Raw genomic sequence first — 23,652 nt, forward strand, 5'->3', positions numbered from 1 at the left:
AGTCGTAAAAATGAGCTACACCGAGACAATCGGCAGCCGCACGTATCGTTTCGCCGACCTGAAAACGTTGATGGCGAAAGCCAGCCCGCAGCGTTCGGGCGATCAGCTCGCGGGCGTCGCGGCGGCGAGCGAGGAAGAGCGCGTCGCGGCCAAGATGGCGCTCGCTCAGGTGCCGCTGCGCACGTTTCTCAACGAAGCGCTGATCCCGTACGAAAGCGACGAGGTCACGCGTCTGGTGATCGACGATCACTCGCCGCAAGCATTCGCCGAGATCTCGCACCTCACGGTTGGCGATTTCCGCAACTGGCTGCTGAGCAGCACGACCGACGCCGACGCGCTCACGCGTATCACCGCCGGCCTCACGCCGGAGATGGTCGCGGCGGTCTCGAAGCTGATGCGCAATCAGGATCTGATCGCGGCGGCGCGCAAACGTCCGGTGATTACGCGCTTTCGTAATACGGTCGGCTTGCCTGGTCGCATGTCGGTGCGTCTGCAACCGAATCATCCAACCGACGACGTCAAAGGGATCGCCGCGTCAATGCTCGACGGCCTGATGTACGGCTGCGGCGACGCGATGATCGGCATCAATCCCGCCAGCGACAATCTCGCCGCGATCACCAAGCTGTTGCTGATGATCGACGATTTCCGCCAGCGCTATCAGGTGCCGACACAGTCGTGTGTGCTGACTCACGTCACGAACACGATCGCGGCCATTGAGAAAGGCGCGCCGGTCGATCTGGTGTTTCAGTCGATTGCAGGTACGGAGAAGGCGAATGCGGGTTTCGGCATTTCGCTTGCGTTGCTGCAGGAGGCGTATGAGGCGGGTTTGTCGCTGAAACGCGGTACCGTCGGCAATAACCTGATGTATTTCGAAACCGGGCAGGGCAGCGCGTTGTCGGCGGACGCGCATTTTGGCGTCGATCAACAGACATGCGAAGTGCGCGCCTATGCCGTCGCTCGCAAGTTCAATCCGTTTCTGGTGAACACGGTGGTCGGTTTCATCGGTCCCGAGTATCTGTACGACGGCAAGCAGATCACACGCGCGGGTCTTGAAGACCACTTCTGCGGCAAACTGCTTGGCGTGCCGATGGGCTGCGACATCTGCTATACGAATCACGCCGAAGCCGATCAGGACGACATGGATAATCTGCTCACGCTACTCGGCGTGGCGGGCATCAACTTCATCATGGGCATTCCGGGCGCGGACGACGTGATGCTCAACTACCAAAGCACCTCGTTTCACGATGCACTGTATGTGCGCGACGTGCTCGGCCTGCGCCGCGCACCGGAATTCGAAGAGTGGCTGGAGTCGATGCAGATCACCGACGCGCGCGGCGCGTTGTTGAGCGCGTCGACGCAACAACCGCTGCTGGAAGGCGCACGCGACTGGATGGGGATCGCATGAGCGACTTTCTCGAAAAGAATCCATGGAACGCGCTGCGGCAGTTCACCAATGCACGCATCGCGTTGGGCCGCGCCGGCAACAGTCTGCCAACGGCGCCGTTGCTGGCGTTCAATCTGTCGCATGCGCAGGCACGCGACGCGGTGCATCATCCGCTCGATACGGACGTGCTGCACGAACAGTTGCGCGCGCAAAGTTTCAGTACGCTGGACGTGCATAGTGCCGCGCCGGATCGCGAGCATTATTTGCGGCGGCCGGATCTTGGCAGGCGGTTAAGCGATGAGAGCCGCGCGGCGCTTGGTCAGCTCAAGGTTGATTCGCCTGAAGTGGTCTTCGTTATCGCAGACGGTCTCTCTGCATTCGCTGCGTCGAAGCAATCGATTCCGCTGCTGCAAGCCGTTTGCGCAAAACTCACGGACTGGAAGATCGGTCCCGTAGTAGTCGCACGTCAGGCCCGCGTCGCGCTCGGTGACGAAATCGGCGAACTGCTCGGTGCCAAACTGGTTGTGATGCTGATCGGCGAGCGACCAGGTTTGAGTTCGCCCGATAGTCTCGGCATCTATCTGACTTACGCGCCGAAAGTGGGCTGCAGCGATGCGCAACGTAACTGCATTTCCAACGTGCGCCCTGAAGGTCTTAACTACGAGTCAGCCGCGCACAAGTTGCACTATCTGCTGACGCACGCAAAGCGCTTGGGTCTCACGGGTGTTGGTTTGAAAGACGATAGCGACGCGTTGTTGGCTAGTACGCCCACAACACCCGCAGTCGGCGACGATTCGAATTAGACACGCGCGGCTGACAAAAGCGCGCGCCGGGTCAGCAACTGGCAGCGATTCAAATCAGCGGCGCGCTGTTGTTAACGAGCACGCCCGCAGTCAGCAACAATCCGATCCCAGGCGCCACGTAGAAGCACTACTTAAGCATCCGCCCGCTCAACCGGATGCGTTTCCAGCCACGCGTTTTCATCGTCCTCGAACAGCCGCGAGCGCGTGAGAAAACGCAGGCCGCTCGGCCGTTCCAAAGAAAACATCCCGCCATTGCCCGGCACCACGTCAATGATCAACTGCGTGTGCTGCCAGTATTCAAACTGCGATTCGCTCATGTAGAACGGCACGCCGGCAATCGTGCCGAGTTTCACATCGGACGACCCGACCATGAACTCAGCCTGAGGAAACATCATCGGCGCGCTGCCGTCGCAGCATCCACCGGATTGGTGAAACAGCACCGCCCCATGTTCCGCGCGTAACTTGTCGATCAAATCGACCGCAGCCGGCGTGGCGATCACGCGGGCCACTTCCTTCTCATCAGCCATCACATGCCCTCGATGAAAAAGAGCGAGCCGCACAATGCGGCCCGCTCGTACAGGGTCGTTCCGCTTAGAAGAAACCGAGCGGCTTGTCGCTATAGCTGACGAGCAGGTTCTTGGTCTGCTGATAGTGATCGAGCATCATCTTGTGATTTTCTCGGCCGATGCCCGATTGCTTGTAGCCGCCGAACGCAGCATGTGCCGGATACGCGTGATAGCAATTGGTCCACACGCGGCCTGCCTGGATTTGCCGGCCGAAGCGATAGGCGCGCGTACCGTCGCGCGTCCATACGCCGGCGCCCAGACCGTAAAGCGTATCGTTGGCGATTTCGAGCGCTTCGTCTTCGTCCTTGAAGGTCGTCACGGAAACAACCGGTCCGAAGATTTCTTCCTGGAAGATGCGCATCTTGTTGTTGCCGCGGAATACGGTCGGCTTCACATAGTAGCCCTTGCTCAGTTCGCCGCCGAGCGCATTGCGTTCACCGCCGATCAGACATTCGGCGCCCTCCTGTTTGCCGAGATCGACGTACGAGAGGATTTTTTCCAGCTGTTCCTGCGAGGCTTGCGCGCCGATCATCGTCTTCGTATCGAGCGGATGGCCTTGCGTGATGGCAGCCACGCGTTTCAATGCGCGCTCCATGAAGCGGTCGTAAATCTTTTCGTCGATCAGCACACGCGACGGACACGTGCACACTTCGCCCTGATTCAACGCGAACATCGTGAAGCCTTCGAGCGCCTTGTCGAAATAGCTGTCGTCCGCGTTCATCACGTCGGCGAAGAAAATGTTCGGGCTCTTGCCGCCGAGTTCGAGCGTCACCGGAATGATGTTCTGGCTCGCGTACTGCATGATCAGACGGCCGGTTGTTGTCTCACCGGTGAAAGCAATTTTCGCGATGCGCTTGCTCGACGCTAGCGGTTTGCCGGCTTCGAGGCCGAAACCGTTCACCACGTTCAGCACGCCCGGCGGCAGCAGATCGTGAATCAGTTCGACGAGTACGAGAATCGAAGCGGGCGTTTGCTCGGCCGGCTTGAGCACGACGCAATTGCCTGCCGCCAATGCAGGCGCGAGCTTCCATACCGCCATCAGGATCGGGAAATTCCACGGAATGATCTGGCCGACCACGCCGAGCGGCTCGTGAAAGTGATACGCGACGGTGTCGTGGTCGATCTCGGAGATTCCGCCTTCCTGCGCACGCACAGCGCCGGCGAAATAGCGGAAATGGTCGATGGCCAGCGGGATATCCGCTGCCATTGTTTCGCGCAGCGGCTTGCCGTTGTCGATCGTTTCAGCCACGGCAATGCGCTGCAGATTCGCTTCCATCCGGTCGGCGATACGGTTCAGGACGTTGGCGCGCTCGGCGGCGGACGTCTTGCCCCATGCTGCCTTGGCTCGATGTGCGGCGTCGAGCGCGAGTTCGATATCGGCTTCGCGTGAACGCGGGATCGACGTGAACGGCTCGCCGGTGATCGGCGACACGTTGTCGAAGTACTCACCGCCCACCGGCTTGACCCATTCGCCGCCGATGAAATTCGCATACTGCTTTTTGTACGGGAATTCAGTGGTCAGAAACTGCATCTCTGCGTGATTCATCTGTGTGCTCCTCACATGTTTGAATGGGCTATATTCGGCGCGATATTTCGCTTGGCCGCGAAACGCTAGAGCCAGAATCGTGCCAATGCACCGTGCTGGGGAACTGCGCGCGTGCAGTAGGCACTCCTGCGAAGCATGGAGCGTGGTGTTGTTCACCCTGCCGGGGGTGACCGTGTCGTTTCTGACCAAGGCGCGTAGCGCTGTTCAGGAATTGAACAGCGCTATGCACCTGCCGGTGAGATCAAGGCAAAGTAAGCGAAGAATCCGTTCGGCATGGGAATTGCCTTCTTTTCCCGCTTCGATATTCCGTTTTCACAGATCCGGTATGACGACTGAATTCCGAAACGACAGCCCGACAGCACCGACACACACGCAACAGCCGAGCTTTTGCGTGCAGACCTGCGTCGCCTACGACGCCGACGAGCAGGCGCGCAATCTCCACGGCTGGCACCAGACCTACGACCAACTAACCGCAGGCCGTTTTGTCGGTGGCCTGACGGAGTTGTGCCTCGATCACATGCAGGTGTTCGTCGAAACGACCAGCCACATGCTGCGGCAAACCTGTGAAGTGCAGAAGGACGCGTACTGGTTCGGCATTCCGACTTGCCGTGAGGGTTCGGGGCGTATCGATGCGCAAGTCATCGCGGGCGATGCGCTCGCATTTCGTCCGGGCGGGATCGAATTCGAATTGCTGACTGCGGCGGACTACGAGATTTTCGGCGTGGTGGTGAAGGGTGAAGTACTGCGCCGTTACGCAGCGGAGGTGGAACGCGTCGGTCTGGCCGATCATCTGCCGAACACGGAAGTCGTGTCGATCGGCACGGCGCGCAAGGAGCGCTTGTGCGCATCGCTGCGTCAACTTCTCAACGACGGCGCGGCGAGCAGTACCCCGCTGTCCTCGTTCGCACGCAACAATTTGCAGGCGTCGGTGCTGGCGTCGCTATTCGATGTGGGCGCGTTGCCCGCTGCGGAGCAGGTGACGATGCCGGCGCGTGGGCGCCGTCAGTCGATCGTGTCGGAAGCGCGCGAGTATGTGCTGGCCAATCGGGATCGCGCGATCAACGTGCCGGAGTTGTGCGAGCGCCTGCATGTGAGCCGGCGCACATTGCAATACTGCTTTCAGGATGTGATGGGGATGGCGCCTGCCACCTATCTGCGCACGATCCGCTTGAATGGCGCACGACGCGATCTGTGTAATGCATCGCACGAAACACGCTCGGTGCAGGATGTCGCGGCGGCGTGGGGCTTCTGGCACTTGAGCCAATTTGCGACCGATTACCGGAAACTGTTTGGCGTGCGCCCGTCGGAGACCTTGAAGGCCGTCAACGGACGCGTCGGCGAACGCACGTATTCGTTCGCGCATTGAGCGCGTCCGCCAGGACGTTATTTGCGCAACAGCCGCAAGCCATTCGCCACCACCAGCAGGCTCGCGCCCACATCGGCGAAGACGGCCATCCACATCGTGCCCAGGCCCATCAGCGCCAGCACGAGGAAAACGCTCTTGATGCCCAGCGCCAGCGTGATGTTCTGTACGAGCACCGAATGCGTTGCCTTCGACAAACGGATGAACTGCGGAATCTTGCGCAGATCGTCGTCCATCAAGGCGACGTCAGCGGTTTCGATTGCGGTGTCGGTGCCCATCGCGCCCATCGCAAAGCCGATGTCGGCGCGAGCCAGTGCGGGGGCGTCGTTGATGCCGTCGCCAACCATGCCCACCGTCGCTCCGTCCTGCGACCATTGCGCCACAGCGTTCAGCTTGTCTTCGGGCAACTGATTGCCGCGTGCTTCGTCGATGCCGACCTGTTGCGCGATCGCCGCAGCGGTGTGCGGATTGTCGCCGGTGAGCATGGCGGCACGCACGCCGAGGCGCTGCAAATCGGCGATGGCGGCGCGGCTCGTGTCCTTCACCGTATCGGCGACCGCAAACAGCGCGAGCACGCGTTCCGCATCCACCAGCATCACGACGGTTTTGCCTTGCCCCTCTAGCGTATCCAGTCGCGCTTCGAGTGAGCTTGAGCAGCGGCCGAGCTCTTCGACCAGCCGATGATTGCCGAGCCAATACGGCGAGCCGTCGATTTCTCCGCGCACGCCGCGGCCCGGCAAGGCCTCGAATGCATCGACGGTGGCGTTCGACATGCCTTCGGTCTGAGCCGCCGCCGCAATCGCCATCGAAACGGGATGATCCGAGCGGCCCGCAAGACTTGCCGCAAGCGTCCTGCACCGAATGACGTCAACGTCGGCCAGTATTTCGAACTCGGTTTGCACCGGCTTGCCGTGCGTGATCGTGCCGGTCTTGTCGAGCGCGAGCCAACTTAATTTGCGACCCTGTTCGAGATAGGCTCCGCCTTTGATCAGGATGCCCTTGCGGGCGGCAGCAGCGAGGCCGCTGACGATCGTCACCGGCGTCGAAATCACCAGCGCGCAAGGACAGGCGATCACCAGCATCACCAGCGCCTTGTAGACCCATTCGTGCCACTGTCCGCCAAAGAACAGCGGCGGCAACACGGCCACGGCGAGTGCGGCTGCGAACACGATCGGCGTATAGACGCGGGCGAACTGATCGACGAAGCGCTGTGTCGGCGCTTTGGTGCCTTGCGCTTCTTCGACTGCGTGAATGATGCGTGCGAGCGTCGTATTGCTGGCCGCGGCGGTGACGCGATAGTCGAACGATCCGGCCTGGTTGATCGTGCCGGCGAACACAGCATCGCCTACGGTCTTGTCGACCGGCAGACTTTCGCCGGTGATCGGCGCTTGATCGACGCTCGAGCGGCCCGCGACGATTTCGCCGTCGAGCGCAATCCGCTCACCCGGCTTCACGCGTACCACGGCGCCGGGCGCGATCGACTTGAGGTCCATGGAACGCCAACTGCCGTCGGCTTGCTGCACGCTTGCCTGTTCGGGCGTGAGTTGCATCAGTCCCTGGATGGCATTGCGGGCGCGGTCGAGCGACTTCGCTTCGATCAGTTCGGCGATCGTGAAGAGCACCATCACCATCGCGGCTTCCGGCCACTGCTGCAGGATCAGCGCGCCGGTCACCGCAATGCTCATCAGGGCGTTGATGTTCAGGTTGCCGTTGCGGATCGCAAGCCAGCCCTTTCTGTACGTCGTGAGGCCGCAGGAGGCAATCGCGAGGATCGCCAGACCCGCAGCCAGCCAGGCGGGGGCGCCAAGCCAGCCGGCGGCCTCTGAGCCCACTGCAGCGACGCCGGCGAGCGCCAGCGGCCACCACGGCTTGGGCGGCGCTTGAGGAGCGGCGACTGCCGCGTCCGGGTTCGCGTCGGCCAGCTCAGGCGTGAAGTCGAGTGAACGGATCGCGGCGAGGATCGTTTCCAGCGCGTCCGGTGCATGGACGACGGTCAGCACGCGCTGCATCAGATTGAAGTCCATGCTGTGCACGGACGGCAGGCGGCTGAATTTCTTGCGGATCAGCGCTTCTTCGGTCGGACAATCCATCTGCATGATGCGGATCGCGGTGCGCACGTCGCTGCCGACGGCTTCCGGTTGCGGGAGCGTGACCGGCGCGGCTGCAGCGTGCGCTGTTCCGCAGCAGGCTGCCTCGGCGTGGCTGTGGGCGTGTGCATGGCCGTGGTCGTTCGCTGCGTCGCCATGGCTGCAGCTTTCACTGTTAGCGTGTGCTTCATGGCCATGGCCGTGACCGCGCGTTTTGTCGTGGTCATGTCCGTCAGCGTGTTCGTGCTCGTGGTCGGGGCCATGCGCCTGGTGGTCGTGACCGCAGCTTTCGCCGTGCTCGTGAGCGTCTCCGCGAGCACGCGCTTCGCGGCCGTGACCGCAAGATTCGCTATGACCGTGACCCTCAGCGTTTTCGTCGACATGCTTGTGGGCATGCCCTTCGTGCCCGTGGGCACAGGCTTTGGCCTGTTCCGGACGGTCCGCTTCGGCGAGGTTTGCGTGAGGCATGGGTGGCTTCCTGGTTCGATTTGTGGTCTAGTAAACACCTTGAAGCCACTACAAGGTCAAGGCCGCAATCCGGAGGGACCATGAAAATCGGCGAACTGGCGAAAATCGCCCATTGCACGACCGAAACCATCCGTTTCTACGAAAAAGAGGGCCTGTTGCCCGAAGCGGAGCGCACCGAGGCCAATTACCGCAGCTATTCGGCAAGGCACGTCGAGCGTCTGCGCTTCATCCGCAATTGCCGTGCGCTCGATATGACCCACGACGAAATCCGTGCGTTGCTGCGTCTGACAGACGCACCGGCGGACGGTTGCGGCGGTATCAATGACCTGATCGACGAGCACATTGCGCATGTCGACACGCGTATCGACGAATTGAAGCAACTGAAAATGCAGCTCACCACGCTGCGCGAGCAATGCCACGGCGAACAGGCCGTTGAAGACTGCGGCATCGTCCAGGGCCTTACCGAAATGGACGTCGGCGCAGCGCGTGCGCGGCATACGCATCTGGGTTGAAGCGCTCTGCCCATGCGGCCGGCGCTACCGGCCGCGGCGGTGACAGCATTCCCGGCTGGGCCATTTATCCGGCCCGCCAATAAACCATCGAATCCAGTTGGAGAATCAACGTGTTTACCTGTAGAAACCAGCCCTGCGGCGAGCAGTGGGAGATGTCGGACGTCGTCATCAAGAATGAAGGGCAGGGGCTCCTGTTCCGTTGCCCGATGTGCGGCGCGCGCAATTACGTCGAACGTTTCGACGGGGAAGACGGCTCGGTGCTGTACGAGCAGATCGAAGGCCGTCCCGCCACCGGCCCCATGGCCGAATAGTCACTGGCCTTCAGTCTCTTCCGCCCCTCAGTCGATAGCGAGCCATCACCTCTATGAACAGTCCCACACCAGCCGGCGCGCCGTTTAGCCAGCTACCGCTCCCTCCCGCGACGCTCGCCAATCTGACGCAGCTCGGCTATGTCGAGATGACGCCGATTCAGGCCGCGAGTCTGCCGATCGCGCTGGCCGGCAACGATCTGATCGCCCAGGCGAAAACCGGCAGCGGCAAGACCGCGGCGTTTTCGCTGGCGCTGCTCAATCGCCTCGACGTGCGCAACTTCGCCGTGCAGGCGATGGTGCTGTGCCCGACGCGCGAGCTCGCCGACCAGGTCACGCAGGAAATCCGCCGTCTGGCGCGTGCCGAAGAAAACATCAAGGTGCTGACGCTGTGCGGCGGCACGCCGATGCGTCCGCAAACGGCCAGCCTCGAACACGGTGCGCATATCGTGGTTGGCACGCCGGGCCGGATCATGGATCACCTCGAGCGCGGCAGCCTGCCGCTGCAGTCGCTCAATACGCTGGTACTCGACGAAGCCGACCGCATGCTCGACATGGGTTTCTTCGACGATATCGCGACCGTCGTGAAGCAATGCCCGAAAGAGCGGCAAACGCTGCTGTTCTCGGCGACGTACCCCGAAGGCATCGTCAAACTCAGCCAGCAATTCCTGCGTAATCCGAAGGAAGTGAAGCTCGCCGAGCGCCACGACAACACCAAGATTCGTCAGCGCTTCTATGAAGTGACCGAAGATCAGCGTCTGCATGCTGTCGGTCTGTTGCTGAACCACTATCGTCCGGTGAGCACGCTGGCGTTCTGCAACACCAAGCAGCAATGCCGCGATCTGCTCGACGTGCTGCGCGCGCAGGGTTTTCATGCGCTCGCGTTGCACGGCGAACTCGATCAGCGTGAACGCGATCAGGTGCTGATCCAGTTCGCGAACCGCAGTTGCTCGGTGCTGGTTGCCACCGATGTCGCCTCGCGCGGTCTGGACATCGCGGAGCTGGAAGCGGTGATCAACGTCGACGTGACGCCGGACCCGGAAGTGCACGTGCACCGTATCGGCCGCACGGGTCGCGCCGATCAGGAAGGCTGGGCGCTGAGTCTGGCCAGCATGAACGAGATGGGCCGCGTGGGCAGTCTCGAACAGGCGCAGAAGCGTGAAGTCGAGTGGCACAAGCTGGCCGATCTCAAGCCGGCGAGCAACGAGCGTCTGCTGCCGCCGATGGAAACGCTGCAGATTCTCGGCGGCCGCAAGGAAAAGATCCGTCCGGGCGACGTGCTCGGCGCGCTGACTGGTGAGGCGGGTTTCGCCGGTTCGCAGATCGGCAAGATCAACGTGACCGAAATGTCGACCTATGTGGCCGTGGAGCGCAGCGTCGCGCGTGAGGCATTGCGCAAGCTCAGCGCCGGCAAGGTGAAGGGTAAGAAGGTCAAAGTCCGCATGATGGACGACGCCTGATCACTGACTGGTTTGCTTTGATGGCTGCGACCGCCTGGTCGCAGCCTGGTTGTTTTGCAGCACTGCTGCACGCCATCACCGAAAATTGCAGCGCTACCCCGCCACCCGCCACCCGCCACCCGCCACCGCATCACATTCCGTCATACCTCGGCTGTCTTACGCGCTCCTCACGCGCCCGCTTTTCTCCCGCTAACCCCCCGATTTCATTGCCTTAGCCTGCCCCAGTACGGCATTGCGCGAGCCATGACGTAAACGCATGCCGCGCATGACAAAGTTTCGATTGTGACGGTTCTTTGGCTGATGCCTAATCATCGAACCGGATGGGACCGCCGCGCAGTGGGCAGTCCGCGAATCCGCTGCCGGATGGAGAAAGGGAGAAAGCCTTATGCAGAGCGCCATGCAAGCCCGCTCGAAACTGCCTGACGTAGGCACGACGATTTTTACCGTGATCGGTCAACTGGCCGCGCAACACGATGCGCTGAACCTCTCGCAAGGTGCGCCGAATTTTGCGCCCGACGCGAAACTGATCGACGGTGTCGCGCAAGCCATGCGCGCCGGTCATAACCAGTACGCGCCGATGGCCGGCATCGCCGCCCTGCGCGAAGCGCTCGCCGACAAGGTTGAGACGCTGTACGGCGTGCGCTACGATCCGTCGAGCGAAGTCACGGTGATCGCCAGCGCCAGCGAAGGCCTGTATTCGACGATCAGCGCATTGGTACACCCGGGCGACGAGGTCATCTACTTCGAGCCGTCATTCGACAGCTACGGCCCGATCGTTCGCCTGCAAGGCGCAACGCCGATCGCGATCAAACTGTCGCTGACCGATTTCCGCGTGGACTGGGATGAGGTCGCCGCCGCGATCACGCCGAAGACGCGCATGATCATCATCAACACGCCGCACAACCCGACCGCGACCGTGTTCAGCGAGGCCGATGTCGCGCGTCTGAAGGCCGTGACGCGTAACACCGACATCGTGATTCTCGCCGACGAAGTCTACGAACACGTGGTATTCGACGGCGCCAAACATCAGAGCATGGCCTGCGATTCCGAACTCGCGGAGCGCAGCGTGATCGTGTCGTCGTTCGGCAAGTCGTATCACGTGACCGGTTGGCGCGTCGGCTATTGCCTCGCGCCTGCCGCGCTGATGGACGAGATTCGCAAAGTCCATCAGTTCATGGTGTTTTCCGCCGATACGCCGATGCAGTATGCGTTTGTCGATGCACTCGCCAATCGCGAGAGCTATCTCGGGCTGTCCGCGTTCTATCAGAAGAAGCGCGATCTGCTCACGCATGCGCTGCGCGAGTCGCGCTTCGAGTTGTTGCCGAGCGAAGGCAGTTTCTTCATGCTCGCGCGTTTCCGCGGCTTCTCCGAGGAAAGCGATAGCGATTTCGTGCTGCGTTTGATTCGCGATGCGCGCGTCGCGACGATTCCGTTGTCGGCGTTTTATACCGACGGCACGGATTCCGGTTTGATCCGTCTGAGCTTCTCGAAGGACGACGCAACCTTGATCGAAGGTGCGCGGCGTTTGTGCGAAATCTGATTCGCCGCGTGCGCGAGTTTTTGCTGGTGAGCGCATGAAAACCGGCCTGATCGCGGAGAGACGTGATCAGATCGACGGCAGCGCGAACCGGCAGCCAATTTTGATCGCAGTATGATCGTCGCGTCGTTATGCATCGGTGTACGGCATGCGGCGTTACAACAATATCGAAGGAAAAGGGACCTGTTATGAAGTTGCTCAAGCCTCTATTGGCGCTGGCCTGCGCATTCGCATCGATTGCCGCATCGTCTGCCGCGATCGCCGCCGAACCGGCGACGCTGCGTTTTGGACTCGAGGCGCAGTATCCGCCGTTCGAATCGAAAGGGCCGAACGGTGAACTGCAAGGTCTCGACATCGACGTCGGCAATGCCGTCTGCGTTGCTGCGCATATGACGTGCAAATGGGTCGAAACCTCGTTCGACGGTTTGATTCCCGCGCTGCAGGGCCGCAAGTTCGACGCGATCAATTCGGCGATGAACGCCACCGAACAGCGTCGTCAGGCGATCGATTTCACGACCGTCGTGTACCGCGTGCCGACGCAACTGATCGCGAAGCGCGACAGCGGTTTGCTGCCGACACCGGCATCGTTGAAGGGCAAACGCGTCGGCGTGTTGCAGGCGTCGATTCAGGAAACCTTTGCCAAGGCGCATTGGGAACCGGCAGGCGTCACCGTCGTGCCGTATCAGGACCAGAACCAGGTTTATACGGATCTCCTGGCGGGCCGGCTCGATGCCACGCTCGTTCTCGCGCCGGCCGGACAGACGGGTTTTCTGTCGAAGCCTACCGGCAAGGACTACGCATTCGTCGGTCAGCCGGTGCGCGACGACAAGATCCTTGGCAGCGGCATCGCGTACGGGATTCGCAAGGGCGACACCGCGCTGCGTGATCAGTTGAACGCGGCGATTGCGAAGGTTCAGGCCGACGGCACGGTGAAGACGCTGGCCACGAAGTATCTCGGCAATATCGATGTGACGGCGAAGTAACTTATTGGCAGTGTTACTGGCAATGTTCCTCGGGTGCGGCGTGGCGGTAAGATAAGGCGCATGACCGAGGAGCACACGATGAGCGGGACGAATGACCGGAGTGATTCGGCGGTGACGGTGGCGGCGCCGAAGTTCTGGCGCGATGAAGCGTTGCCGTTTATCGAGGCGCGCTCTATCGAAGACGGCCGCGAGATCTGCTATGCGAAGCACTCGCACGAGACGTTCTCGATCGGCGCCGTCACGGGCGGGCATAGCGTGTATGTGAATCGTCACGCGAGTGAATGGATCGGCGCCGGTGCGGTCGTGATGATGAATCCGGACGACGTGCACGCGTGTAACCCGGTCGCCGACGAGCGCTGGTCGTATCGGATGCTGCATGTGGATGTCGATTGGCTCACGGATCTGCAACACGAGCTGGGTTTCAGCGATAACCACGCGTTTCGCGCTTTCTCGCAGACCATGACGGTGGACCCGGACTTGTTCGACGGTTTGAACCGTCTTTACACGATCCTCGTCGACGACGATAACGAGCCCATGCGCAAGGAAAGCGCCGCGCTCATTTTCTTCTCGGAAGTGCAGCAGAAGCTGAATCCGGCGCCCTTGCCGGATGACGACGCGAGCGGCCAACTCGCGCGGGCCGCGGAATTCATCGCTGAAAACTGCACGCGTCCGCTGAAGCTGGAGGATGTCTGCAAAGCGGCCGAGCTGTCCGCCTCGCACCTGATCCGCGCGTTCAAGCAGCGTTACGGCATGACGCCGCACGCGTATCTGATCAATCGACGCATCCAGTACAGCCGCGCGCAACTTCGACGCGGTCACCCGATTGCGGATGTCGCGCTCGATGCGGGCTTTGCCGACCAGGCGCATTTGCAGCGGACCTTCAAGCGGCTGGTCGCGGCGACGCCGGGGCAGTATCGCAGTTGAGGCGTGTCACGCTATCAGCAGATACAGCGCACTGGCCGCCAGCAAAGCCGCCATCACACGATTGAAAAACCTCACGCGCCGCGGTTCCTGCAAGTACCGGCGCAGGAATGTGCCGGCGTACGCCCAACTGGCAATCGACAGATAGCAAACCACGAAGTACACGATGGTGAATTGCCAGACGAGCCGGCCGTCGCCATCGGCCGCGTAGGCGCCCATCCCGGCTAACGATGCGAGCCATGCTTTCGGATTGAGCCACTGCATCGCCGCGCCGTAGGCGAACGATGGCCCTCGGGTGGGTTTGTCCGCGCCGAGCTTGCCGTCATCGACGGCGAGTTTGTAGGCCATGTAAAGCAGAAACCCGACGCCGGCCCATTTGACGATGTCGATCAGATTGGGGAAATGCGCGAGCAACTCATGCAGGCCCAGACCGATGAGCAACAGCAACAACGTGAATCCGACGGTCGCGCCGGTCACATGCCGCATGCTCGCGGTGAATCCATGCTGCGCGCCGGCGCTAAGCGCGACGACGTTGACGGGACCGGGAGAAATCGACGAGGCCAGCGCGAAGGCGGCCATGGAGAGTAAGACGGTCATCTGATGCCTCGATACGTGAGTGCGCAGGATTGGCGACGCTCAACGGTATCGGGCGGTGGGGCGGGGTGTATTGAAGGAAATTGCTGTCAGTGAAGCTCTGCCGCAGCGCCGCAGCACTTCTTGAATTTTTTGCCGCTGCCACATGGACACGGGTCGTTGCGGCCGACTTTGGGTTCGGTGCGCTGCGTAGAGCTGGCGAGCTTCTGCTCATGGACAGCCTGGCGGTGTGGAAGCCAGAAACGATAGATCGCGGCGACGCTGGCGGGAATCTGTTTGGTGAGGGCTTCATCCTGTTGCGGCGTGCCGACCAATTCCTCTTCTTCACGCGTGAGATCCCGTGCGCCCATCAGGCGGATCGGACTCAGCCATTCCTGGCCTTGCTCGCTGTCGAATAGCGTTTGCCAATCCGTCCGAATAAGCGCGAGACCTTGCATGAAGCCCACTGCCCACGCTTCGCCGTCGATGTATTCGTGGTCGCTGTCATCAATGCGGGAGAAACCGAAAACGGGTTCGAATCCATCCGGATCGTTCTCCAGGTTCGCAATGATGCCGTTCATATGCCGCAAGATCAGCCCGAGAATGTGCTGCGCCTGATCCATCGTTTTGAATGCCGGAGCGTCGTTCTCGCTGGGGCCCCACACGCCCGGCAGCCAGTAACTCGGCGGCACCGTATCAGGCCCGATGACCATTGCGGTCAGATAACCGTCGAGCCCCTCGATCGTCAGCGTCTCTTCCGACGTTACGTCGGAAATCAGAAACTCATCGAGTTCGTCGAACTCTTCTTCCGAGAGAGGCGTATCCAAATCGGCAGGCTTGAGTTTTGACCTGGACATAGCGAGGCTCCGGTGCTTCGAGTCATAGATCCCGATGGCATCTCGGGGAGTGCGGAGCCGGCTTGCTCACACGGTACCGGTGCCGCAAAGCAAAAAGCCCAGTCGCAAGGACCGGGCTTTTTTACTGAATCTTTGGTGGGGCGTGAGTGACTCGAACACTCGACCTACGGATTAAGAGTCCGGACAAGTTCGTATTCCGCAATATTGATTGCAATTCATCGTATCTGAAAAATCCTTTGTTATCAGTGGGTCGGGCCGTTGTTCTGGCTACTTTTTCATTGACGCTCATTGATTCGATATCCTATAGTGGGGTTACACGGCGGTTACATGAGCCGCACACGACCTAATCAGGGAGCTTGGCGAGCGTGGCAAAGGTGAACTTCACGGCGCAGCGGGTTGCGGAGTATTCCTGTCCCGAGGGAACGCTGCAGTCGTTCCTGTGGGACCAGAAGGCATCCGGGCTTGGGCTTCGCGTCACGCGTAACGGCGCTCGCGCGTACATCTATCAAGGGAAGCTCGACGGCCGGACGATTCGGTTGACTATCGGCGACCCCAAAGATTGGTCAATCGAGAAGGCTCGCGGTGAAGCGCGTCGGCTGCAGATACTGATAGACGCCGGCACCGACCCGCGCGAGCACGCGGCCGAACAGAGGGCGACTCGTGAGGCCAAGAGGACTGAGGCCGAACGGCAGACGGTCACCTTTAGCGATGCGTGGGACGCTTATCTAGCGGAGCGCCAGCCGAAGTGGAGCGAGCGCCACTATCAGGACCATGTTCAGCACGCCAGCGTCGGCGGCAAGCCCCGCAAGCGCGGCAAGGGATTGACGGTCGCCGGTCCGTTGGCGCAGCTACGCCCGCTCAAGCTGTCGGAGCTTACCGGCGCCGCCATCGCTAGCATCATTGAGGCTGAAGCCGCGGAGCGCCCGACCATGACTGCTCTCTCCTTCCGCCTCTACCGCGGCTTCGTGCGATGGGCCAATGACACGCCGGCCTACCGCGGTGTCATTCCCGACGACACCTATCAGACGCGCAAGGTCCGCGACGCCGTGCCGAAAGTCGAGGCGAAGGCGGGAGACGTGCTCCAGCGCGAGCAACTTGCCTCGTGGTTTGGCAGTGTCCGTGCGATCGCGAATCCGGTGATCAGCGCTTATCTGCAGGCGTTACTCATCACCGGTGCACGAAGAGAAGAAATGGCCGCGCTCCGCTGGGATGACGTCGATTTTCGCTGGAACAGTCTGATCATCCGCGACAAGGTCGAAGGCACCCGCACGATTCCGCTGACACCGTATCTGCGCTCGCTTTTGCTAAACCTCAAGCGGATCAATGAGACGCCGCCGCCTCGCTCTGTGAAAAGCGATGAGCAGCCCAAATGGCAGCCCTCTCCATGGGTGTTCTGGAGCAAGACAGCCGCAGACGGAAAGATTGCTGAGCCGCGGCTTGCGCACAATCAGGCGCTCGACGCCGCAGGGCTGCCGCATGTGAGCCTGCACGGTCTGCGCCGGTCGTTCGGCACGTTAGCTGAATGGGTCGAGTGCCCGGTGGGTGTTGTCGCGCAGATCCAGGGGCACAAGCCGTCGGCAATCGCAGAGAAGCACTACCGGCGCCGCCCGCTTGATCTGCTGCGCGTTTGGCATTCAAAGGTCGAGGTCTGGATGCTGGAGCAGGCTGACTTGGAGTTTATGCCAGAGAAGAAGGGCGAGTTGAAAGCTATTACCGCTGCCTGACGGGAATCAGGCAAAGCGGTGTCGGAAAGTGCAGCAACACGATCCGACACCTGACCACAAAACCTGTAATGGAGGTTGAGATGGCTGATGTCAATACTACAGGAGATATCGGTGCTGTTCCGAAGGCATGGACGCCGGAAGAATGGGCCCAGATCGAGTCGAACGCGATGGACGGGGATGTATTCGCAACTCGGATCTTTGAGCAACTTGAGGCGGCTCCGCCACTTATCACGCGAGAACAGATCGACGAAATCGAGGAAGGGATTTCGAAAGACGCATTTCGGCGCGCAGCGCTTATTTTTTCCACGTCTTCCGGAGCAGATCTGTGTCGAAAGGTTGAGGGCGATCGCGAGTTTGCTATTGCAGTTGCGGCCGTTCACAAAGAACTCGGCAACGTGAAAGCGCGGTACCTGCAACTTGCTGATCTTATAGGCACAGTTGACGGCCGTTTGATGCTCGCGCTGTGTGGTCGAGAGGATATGGAAGCAGTAGTGAAAGCCGCAAGTTAAGGCGTCTGTCGAAAGCGGCGATCAAGGTGCGCTAACACCGAGATCGCCTAACCGCAACACGGCCTATATAGGAGGTCCGTACCATGGCTGCTTTCAATTTTAGCCCGACAGAAGATGATGCCGGTGAATGTGGGTGTCTAAATGCTCATCATCTGGAGGCGCACCATGTCTAGGCTTACCTGGCTTGGCGACAACATCGGCCTTGACCCCGATGAGGATGCAGAGATCCAATTCCGCGATGCTGCAATGCCGAATGGGGCATGGCATCTACCGCTGTCTGGCGCTTTGCCAATAGCGGACCGCATCGATTCATACGGCTTGAAGCGTATTGCGTTGAGTATAGCCTTCGCTGCCCAAAATGGTCTGCTGAGTTCGTCAGACGCTGCCACGTGGCAAGCCCATAAGCAGCGCATAGCGCACTTGCTGGAGGTGCCTCATGCATAGCAATGTCCTCACTCTTCCGGTTTCGCCGCGGGCACTGCGGCACCGTCGTCGGGCGACGCGCGACACGCTGCCGGCGAAGCATGCCGAAATCCTTCAGTTCGACCGACCGACCGACGATGCCGGAGTCTTGGCGGACATAGCGCCATGGATGCAGGAAAGGCCAAATCACGCGCAGCGGTGGCTTTCGAGCCTGTTCGCATCACGTCTTGGGCGATGCATAGAGGAAACCGACGGAAAAGCTTGCCTTGCGAACTGCGTCTGGAAGACCCTCGGCCACAATATCAGAGGGACGATAGTCACACTATCCGGCAGATTGCGCGTGGACGTGTGGTGCTGGGAGGATGCAGGACACGTGACGTTCTATGGTCATCGCAGCACTCTCTTGCGCGCCGGCATCGCGTCACCTGGATGGTTGCATACGGAGTTGCGCAAAGGGAGAAAAAACGACTTCCAGTCGGTAGCCTTCGACGCACAGCGGACCGTAAATGTCACTAGAAGCGGTGAACACTACTTCGTGCGCATCCAGTTTACCGAGGAAGAAGCCTGGAGCATGGGGAGTCCAGAGTGCGTAGCGAAAGCCCAATCGGACGTTCAGCGCGAAATTGACGGACTACCCAAGACGGCCGCTCAATACATGGAGTTTTTCACGGGCATGGCGGATCTACAGACCCGTGCGATGCAGATGATGGCCTGTGAAAGCAGGGGTGGCTTCGCACTTGACGACTCTAGCCGCGCCGCCATTCTCACTCAGCTCGATAGTTTGCGACAGGCGATATACCGAGCTAAGGCGAAATTCGACCGCGGAGAACGCAGAAGCGAGATTGCGTGCATCGCGCAAAAGTACACCCCCTCGAACAGGACTATTTCGGGTGCTAGAACGTAGGTCAATCCTTCGCGGACGGCTATGCGCCGATTCCGCGTCTTTATCTCTGGAGCCGCTCATGAGAACCGAGCGCTATGAAACCCGCGACCGCGCTTACGGCGCCTGGCATCGCGCACCTTCGATTCGCCGATATTTGCAGGCGACTCAAGCCGAGTCCTTGACCATGGCAGACCTCGATTCGGTGCTGTTTACCGAATACGACCACGGCGGCAAGCTGCCGCTGGCGCTCGTAGAGGTAGCCCGTGATATTGGTCAGGAGAAGCCCGCTGGAGTGCTACAGCAGCTTGCGAGGCTTGCCGACGTGCCCGCCTACGTGGCCCTGTACACGCCCGCGCTGACGGCCAATCCGGCCAATCCAAACTGGTCGGACATCGAGCGGTTCAGAGTTAAGCGAATGTGGCCGCGTCCGGAGCCGGGATGGCGTGTGCTCACGCCGACACAATGGGCTCAGGCTCTGGTGCAGATTAGAGGGTGGCAATTGCGCAGATTCGAAGTGCAGCAAGCAGCGAATGATGAACAATACTAAGACGGGGGCGTCATGGAGGGGATTCGGCGAATCGGCATCGTCATAAAGGCGCTTGCAATGATATGGCTGCTTGGCTTCGCGTGGCTGGCAGTCGATGCCGCAATTGGCGCCGATGTGCCACTTACCGACCAGCAGAAGGCAGACGTGTATGAGAGGCAGACCGGAAAGCATCTCGACGTGGAAAGTCTGAAGCATCCCCCAGTACAGCCGCGGGAATACGATGCCTTCGACAAGTTCCTCGCAGGTGATCTTCGTCAGGGCGGCAACGACCAGGTCTCTACAGGAGAGTTGCTCGCGCGTGCTGATGAGCGTCAGCATATTCTCGACGGGTATTTCTCGAATCACCCCGCCACCATGCGCGTGCGTCAGTGGGGAGACTTTCAGGCGTATGCGATCGCTGGCGTGGTCGGCGCTGTCATCATTGGCGCTATCGGTTGGATTGTCGCCGGCTTTGCGGTCAAACGCCAAGCCCTGTGAGATTCGAGTTCTATTTGCGATAGCGCATTGCGCGTCGTCGCCGGTCAGCCGCGCCTAGCCCGACGGGGCGAAAACGGAGCACCCTACTCCGCTGGCGCGGCTCCTGTTTTAGGGTTGCGTTAGGAACGCAATGGGCAAAACAACCAAAGCTCTTCCTGAGGAACTCAGGACACCACTCAGAGTGACTCGTGAAGATCGCGATCGTGCCTATGCTCGACTCTTGGGCCTGCATCTGTCGAACATGCACGATTCGCCAGAGGCAAGCGAAGCGCTTGCTGTCTTGCGAGATTACGAAGTATCGATCAGCGAAAAGATCGACGCGCTGGCCCTTCACTACGGGCTTCCGTCGCCGATCTCCGCAGACTCCGTCGAAGTGATAGAGGCATACCGCGGACTGCTCGTCGCGGTGGCGTCAGAGGTTGCCCCTGCATTCGGAAAGAAGGGTACTTGTGGACGTCCCGCTGAGAAGTGGGACGATAAGATGCGGCGGCTGCTTGTCTTGGACATGGAACGGCGTTTTGCGCAGTCCGGTACAACGCGTGGGATCAGCTTCGCTGCCTCGCAGCTTGCTAAGAAGTGGTATTGGGCTGCCTTTGTGAGCAAGAAAGAAGACGTGCTGGAGTCTTCCACAGAAGCAGCTTTACGCGCGGCCTACTACGCTGCCCGCGACAAAATTTCAGACGCGCAAAAGGTGTTCGATGATCTGTGGCGTGAAAAGCCGATCGAGGAATGGGACCAGTACGTTATGGAGCAGGTTATCGAGAAACTGTGCAAATTGCGGTTTGAAGATAATTGGCAGCAGTATTACTTCAACATTCTTAACCGGGTGATGTGAAGTAATCCCAGTTGGAATAACTACAAATCATCCTTGTCTCGCCAACCCAATCAATGCCCCGCATGTTCGGGGAAAGGTGAGACAAGTGAACCAGACGACTGTTGCTCCCCTCCCGGCTGTCCTTACGACCAAGGAAGCTGCACAACTGATCAATCGCAGGCCGCAAACTCTTTTCAAATGGTCGTGTTTGGAGAACGGCCCGATCCGCCCCATCCGGATCAATGGCCGTTTGGCATGGCGTGTCGACGATCTGAGAGCGCTCCTTGAGGGCAACGAACCGCGTTCGATTGCTGCGTAAGGGGGCTCGACGTGACCCAAAACAAAAAAGCCGCAGCTCAGACGAGCGCGGCAAAAGAAATCTTCAATGCACAGTATAGCAATGACGCCGCGGCCCAGCGCAACCGCATTTTCGAATTTCTACGGCAACACGGCTCGCTCTCGACGCTCGACGCCCGGCACCTGATCGACGTTATGCACCCGGCGGCGCGCGTAATGGAGTTGCGCAGCGCTGGCCATCAGATCGCCACCATCTGGTCGCACGAAACGACGTCGGAAGGCGGCGCGCATCGCGTGGCGCGGTATTACCTGATTCGCGAGGCGGTAGTATGAGCGCGATCTACGTTCATCTCACGCCGGCCGACGATCCCGAGTTCGTCTTGCTTCGCACGAGCGCTAGCCCGAATCCCGAACGCAAGCCGCCTACGCGAGTCTCGCGTGGCGAGCTCGACGCGGTGCTGTTGATGCTGCTCGATGCAGCAAACTCGCAGCAGGCAGAAGGGACTATCACATGCTGAGCGAAATCGACCGTGCCCGCTCAGCGCTTTTCCACCTCGACGCAGGCTGTGAGCGGGCGGAGTGGGTACGTCTTGGTATGGCTGCGAAAGCGGCAGGTCTAGACCTCGACGACTGGGTCGACTGGTGCGCGTCCGGGTCGAATTACGGCGGCGAGCGTGAGGCACGCGCTGTTTGGCGCTCGTTCGCGCCGGCCGGTAGTATCGGCTCAGCAACGCTGTTCCGCGCCGCAATTGACGCAGGCTGGTCTGATTCATCGATGGTGCGCCGGCCGATGCCTTCATCTGCGAGACAGCCCGAACCCGAGCGCGAAATTCGCGAAACGCTCGATCCGCGGTGGTTGCAATACTGGCAATCGCTTGGCTGCATACGCGATGCCGGCCGGGCGTATCTCGAAGCACGTCAATGTGCATTGCCGCCCCTCGACGGCGATCTGCGCTTCGATCCGGCGGCGCGGCATTCGGGCGGCTACAGCGGTCCATGCCTCATCGCTCTGGTGACAGACGCGGCCACCGGCACGCCCATCAGCCTGCATCGGACATGGATCAATGCCGACGGCACCAAGGCCGACGTCGCTCCGCCGCGGATGTTGCTCGGCGGTCACCGCAAGGCGGGCGGCGTTATCCGTCTATGGCCAGACGACTCAGCTACCCACGGTCTGGCGATCGCAGAAGGCATCGAGACAGCGTTGAGCCTCGCACGGGTCTTCCGGCCTGCCTGGGCGCTGATCGACGCGGGCAATCTCGCGAAATTCCGTCCGCTGCCCGGAGTCGACGCGCTCACTGTGGCCGTGGATGACGACGCGGCAGGCACTCAGGCGGCAAAAACCTGCGCGGAGCGCTGGGCGTTGTTGGATCGGGAAGTCACGCTTGTGGAGGCCAACCATGGGACGTGACCTCAACGACGTGGCGATCGAAGGTGGCGCGGAAGCGGTTCGTCTTGCGGTGGCCAATGGGAGTCGCGTCCCGAAGCGTTCAGAGCGCGGAGCACTTAAGCCCCGGCCCGGGCACGCGGAAGTCCTTTCGGAGGATTTCCCGCTCAGTGTCGCCTTTGCGGATGAGTTGCCGGAGGAGTTTACGCCGCCCGACGAACTGGTGCAGGGGCTGCTTACTATTGGTGGCGGCAGTGTCCTGTATGGCGACTCCAACTCCGGCAAGACATTCCTCGTGATCGATCTGGCCGCAGCAGTTGCGCGCGGGGTGGACTGGATGGGGAAGCGAACCGAGCCCGGCATGGTCGTGTATCTGGCGGCCGAATCGCCAGCGTCGGTACGCAGTCGCCTGCAGGCCTACCAGCGGCATCACGGCGTGCGTGTCCCAAATTTCGCGATTGTTCAAAATCCGGTAAACCTCTTCGAGAATGATGCCGATACGTCCGCGATCATTGCAACCATTCAGCGTCTCGAAGCTCAGCGTGGTCAGACGGTCCGGCTAATCGTCGGTGACACGCTGGCGCGTCTGAGTGCTGGCGCGAATGAGAATGCCGGGCAGGACATGTCGCGCGTCATTGAGCGCTTTGACCGCATCCGTGCCGAATGCGGCGCACACTTCATGCTTATCCACCATTCCGGCAAAAACGCTGCGGCAGGCTCGCGCGGATGGTCGGGCGTACGCGCTGCGGTTGACGCCGAAATCGAAATCACCGATTCACCGACCGGTCATTGCGCGGAAATTACGAAGGTTCGCGATCTGGGCACAAAAGGCGAGCGCATCGGTTTCCGGCTCGATGTCATTGAACTTGGCGTCACGAAGTGGGGCGCCCCGGCAACTACCTGTGTCGTTGCGGCCGAGAGCGCGCCGGCCAGACCAGTGAAGTCCAGGAAACTCGGGCCGGTAGAAGGCGCCGTGCAGGAGTTCCTGCGAGCGCGCAAGGTCGGCGCGAAGGCGGCAGAGATATCGAAGCATTTCGACGGCGAGTACGCGCGGACGTCGGTTTATCGCGCCTGCAAAACGCTTGCCGAAGCTGGGATATTCCATCACACCGCAGGCATTTACGCGTTTGCAGGGGGCACCCAATGACCGTGCCAATTTTGTCTCGCGAAGGGCTGAAAACGCGAAATTTGCGCACGTTCGGGTTTTGTCTCGTCTGGATCGC

At 60.7% G+C, this 23,652-nt stretch carries 24 protein-coding genes; 19 read left to right on the forward strand and 5 right to left on the reverse strand.

Translation table 11 applies throughout. From position 1 onward, the window contains the following. Positions 1–10 precede the first annotated feature (10 nt). Both ACOSV0_RS00200 and eutC read left to right on the forward strand, forming a co-directional pair. Entirely contained in the window at positions 11–1,405 is a 1,395-nt protein-coding gene (locus ACOSV0_RS00200; RefSeq protein WP_434107986.1) for an ethanolamine ammonia-lyase subunit EutB, read from the forward strand. Then, the gene (gene eutC, locus ACOSV0_RS00205) at positions 1,402–2,187 is read left to right on the forward strand and encodes an ethanolamine ammonia-lyase subunit EutC (protein WP_434107988.1); all 786 of its coding nucleotides are present in this window, start codon (positions 1,402–1,404) and stop codon (positions 2,185–2,187) included. Before ACOSV0_RS00200 ends, eutC begins: the two co-directional genes overlap by 4 nt. Positions 2,188–2,318: 131 nt before the next feature. On the opposite strand, the gene ACOSV0_RS00210 is transcribed toward eutC, so the two are convergent. Both ACOSV0_RS00210 and adh read right to left on the reverse strand, forming a co-directional pair. Beyond that, entirely contained in the window at positions 2,319–2,714 is a 396-nt protein-coding gene (locus ACOSV0_RS00210; protein ID WP_434107989.1) for a DUF779 domain-containing protein, read from the reverse strand. Positions 2,715–2,778: 64 nt separating this feature from the next. Beyond that, positions 2,779–4,299, reverse strand: a complete 1,521-nt coding sequence (gene adh / locus ACOSV0_RS00215) for an aldehyde dehydrogenase (RefSeq protein ID WP_434107990.1) — start codon at positions 4,297–4,299, stop codon at positions 2,779–2,781. A gap of 325 nt (positions 4,300–4,624) precedes the next feature. Between adh and ACOSV0_RS00220 the strand changes: the two genes are divergently transcribed. Next, complete coding sequence (locus ACOSV0_RS00220) at positions 4,625–5,665, forward strand: helix-turn-helix domain-containing protein (protein ID WP_434107991.1); 1,041 nt, start codon at positions 4,625–4,627, stop codon at positions 5,663–5,665. Between the two features lie 17 nt (positions 5,666–5,682). Here the strand turns inward: ACOSV0_RS00220 and ACOSV0_RS00225 are convergent, their stop codons facing one another. Continuing rightward, a complete protein-coding gene (locus tag ACOSV0_RS00225; RefSeq protein ID WP_434107993.1) occupies positions 5,683–8,217 on the reverse strand; it encodes a heavy metal translocating P-type ATPase in 2,535 nt (844 codons plus the stop codon). Positions 8,218–8,297: 80 nt separating this feature from the next. On the opposite strand from ACOSV0_RS00225, the gene cadR reads away from it, so the two are divergent. The 6 genes from cadR (at position 8,298) to ACOSV0_RS00255 (ending at position 13,941) form a co-directional block, all read left to right on the forward strand. After that, positions 8,298–8,729: a Cd(II)/Pb(II)-responsive transcriptional regulator gene (gene cadR, locus ACOSV0_RS00230; RefSeq protein WP_434107994.1), complete on the forward strand. Its 432-nt coding sequence runs from the start codon at positions 8,298–8,300 to the stop codon at positions 8,727–8,729. A gap of 110 nt (positions 8,730–8,839) precedes the next feature. Further along, positions 8,840–9,040, forward strand: a complete 201-nt coding sequence (locus ACOSV0_RS00235; protein WP_028197690.1) for a hypothetical protein — start codon at positions 8,840–8,842, stop codon at positions 9,038–9,040. Positions 9,041–9,093: 53 nt separating this feature from the next. Next, positions 9,094–10,497, forward strand: a complete 1,404-nt coding sequence (gene dbpA, locus ACOSV0_RS00240) for an ATP-dependent RNA helicase DbpA (RefSeq protein WP_434107995.1) — start codon at positions 9,094–9,096, stop codon at positions 10,495–10,497. 385 nt (positions 10,498–10,882) lie between these two features. Then, positions 10,883–12,037: a pyridoxal phosphate-dependent aminotransferase gene (locus ACOSV0_RS00245; RefSeq protein ID WP_434107996.1), complete on the forward strand. Its 1,155-nt coding sequence runs from the start codon at positions 10,883–10,885 to the stop codon at positions 12,035–12,037. A 185-nt stretch (positions 12,038–12,222) separates the two neighbouring features. Further along, a complete protein-coding gene (locus ACOSV0_RS00250; RefSeq protein WP_434107998.1) occupies positions 12,223–13,017 on the forward strand; it encodes an ABC transporter substrate-binding protein in 795 nt (264 codons plus the stop codon). A gap of 78 nt (positions 13,018–13,095) precedes the next feature. After that, the gene (locus ACOSV0_RS00255) at positions 13,096–13,941 is read left to right on the forward strand and encodes an AraC family transcriptional regulator (protein WP_434107999.1); all 846 of its coding nucleotides are present in this window, start codon (positions 13,096–13,098) and stop codon (positions 13,939–13,941) included. A 6-nt stretch (positions 13,942–13,947) separates the two neighbouring features. On the opposite strand, the gene ACOSV0_RS00260 is transcribed toward ACOSV0_RS00255, so the two are convergent. After that, positions 13,948–14,535 (reverse strand): LysE family translocator, encoded by a 588-nt coding sequence (locus ACOSV0_RS00260; protein WP_434108000.1) that lies wholly within the window; start codon positions 14,533–14,535, stop codon positions 13,948–13,950. Positions 14,536–14,621: 86 nt separating this feature from the next. Beyond that, positions 14,622–15,368 carry a UPF0149 family protein gene (locus ACOSV0_RS00265; RefSeq protein ID WP_434108001.1) on the reverse strand — a complete coding sequence of 249 codons (747 nt, stop codon included), beginning with the start codon at positions 15,366–15,368 and terminating at the stop codon, positions 14,622–14,624. Positions 15,369–15,733: 365 nt separating this feature from the next. Between ACOSV0_RS00265 and ACOSV0_RS00270 the strand changes: the two genes are divergently transcribed. From ACOSV0_RS00270 to ACOSV0_RS00315, 10 genes are all read left to right on the forward strand, one after another. Then, complete coding sequence (locus ACOSV0_RS00270) at positions 15,734–17,092, forward strand: tyrosine-type recombinase/integrase (RefSeq protein ID WP_434108002.1); 1,359 nt, start codon at positions 15,734–15,736, stop codon at positions 17,090–17,092. Between the two features lie 80 nt (positions 17,093–17,172). Beyond that, positions 17,173–17,601 carry a hypothetical protein gene (locus ACOSV0_RS00275; RefSeq protein WP_434108003.1) on the forward strand — a complete coding sequence of 143 codons (429 nt, stop codon included), beginning with the start codon at positions 17,173–17,175 and terminating at the stop codon, positions 17,599–17,601. A 436-nt stretch (positions 17,602–18,037) separates the two neighbouring features. Beyond that, on the forward strand, positions 18,038–18,928 hold the full coding sequence (locus ACOSV0_RS00280) for a hypothetical protein (RefSeq protein WP_434108004.1): 891 nt from the start codon (positions 18,038–18,040) through the stop codon (positions 18,926–18,928). Between the two features lie 58 nt (positions 18,929–18,986). Continuing rightward, positions 18,987–19,454: a hypothetical protein gene (locus ACOSV0_RS00285; RefSeq protein ID WP_434108005.1), complete on the forward strand. Its 468-nt coding sequence runs from the start codon at positions 18,987–18,989 to the stop codon at positions 19,452–19,454. 12 nt (positions 19,455–19,466) lie between these two features. Next, positions 19,467–19,931, forward strand: a complete 465-nt coding sequence (locus tag ACOSV0_RS00290; protein WP_434108006.1) for a hypothetical protein — start codon at positions 19,467–19,469, stop codon at positions 19,929–19,931. A 130-nt stretch (positions 19,932–20,061) separates the two neighbouring features. Beyond that, complete coding sequence (locus ACOSV0_RS00295; RefSeq protein WP_434108007.1) at positions 20,062–20,766, forward strand: hypothetical protein; 705 nt, start codon at positions 20,062–20,064, stop codon at positions 20,764–20,766. A 309-nt stretch (positions 20,767–21,075) separates the two neighbouring features. Beyond that, positions 21,076–21,375, forward strand: a complete 300-nt coding sequence (locus ACOSV0_RS00300) for a helix-turn-helix domain-containing protein (RefSeq protein ID WP_434108009.1) — start codon at positions 21,076–21,078, stop codon at positions 21,373–21,375. Continuing rightward, a complete protein-coding gene (locus tag ACOSV0_RS00305; RefSeq protein ID WP_434108010.1) occupies positions 21,372–21,560 on the forward strand; it encodes a hypothetical protein in 189 nt (62 codons plus the stop codon). Before ACOSV0_RS00300 ends, ACOSV0_RS00305 begins: the two co-directional genes overlap by 4 nt. After that, positions 21,554–22,453, forward strand: a complete 900-nt coding sequence (locus ACOSV0_RS00310) for a DUF7146 domain-containing protein (protein WP_434108011.1) — start codon at positions 21,554–21,556, stop codon at positions 22,451–22,453. The genes ACOSV0_RS00305 and ACOSV0_RS00310 overlap by 7 nt, the downstream gene beginning before the upstream one ends. After that, positions 22,443–23,576 carry a helicase RepA family protein gene (locus ACOSV0_RS00315; protein WP_434108012.1) on the forward strand — a complete coding sequence of 378 codons (1,134 nt, stop codon included), beginning with the start codon at positions 22,443–22,445 and terminating at the stop codon, positions 23,574–23,576. The genes ACOSV0_RS00310 and ACOSV0_RS00315 overlap by 11 nt, the downstream gene beginning before the upstream one ends. Positions 23,577–23,652: the final 76 nt, after the last annotated feature.

Source organism: Paraburkholderia caffeinilytica, from assembly GCF_051027425.1.
GTDB lineage: Bacteria > Pseudomonadota > Gammaproteobacteria > Burkholderiales > Burkholderiaceae > Paraburkholderia > Paraburkholderia caffeinilytica_A.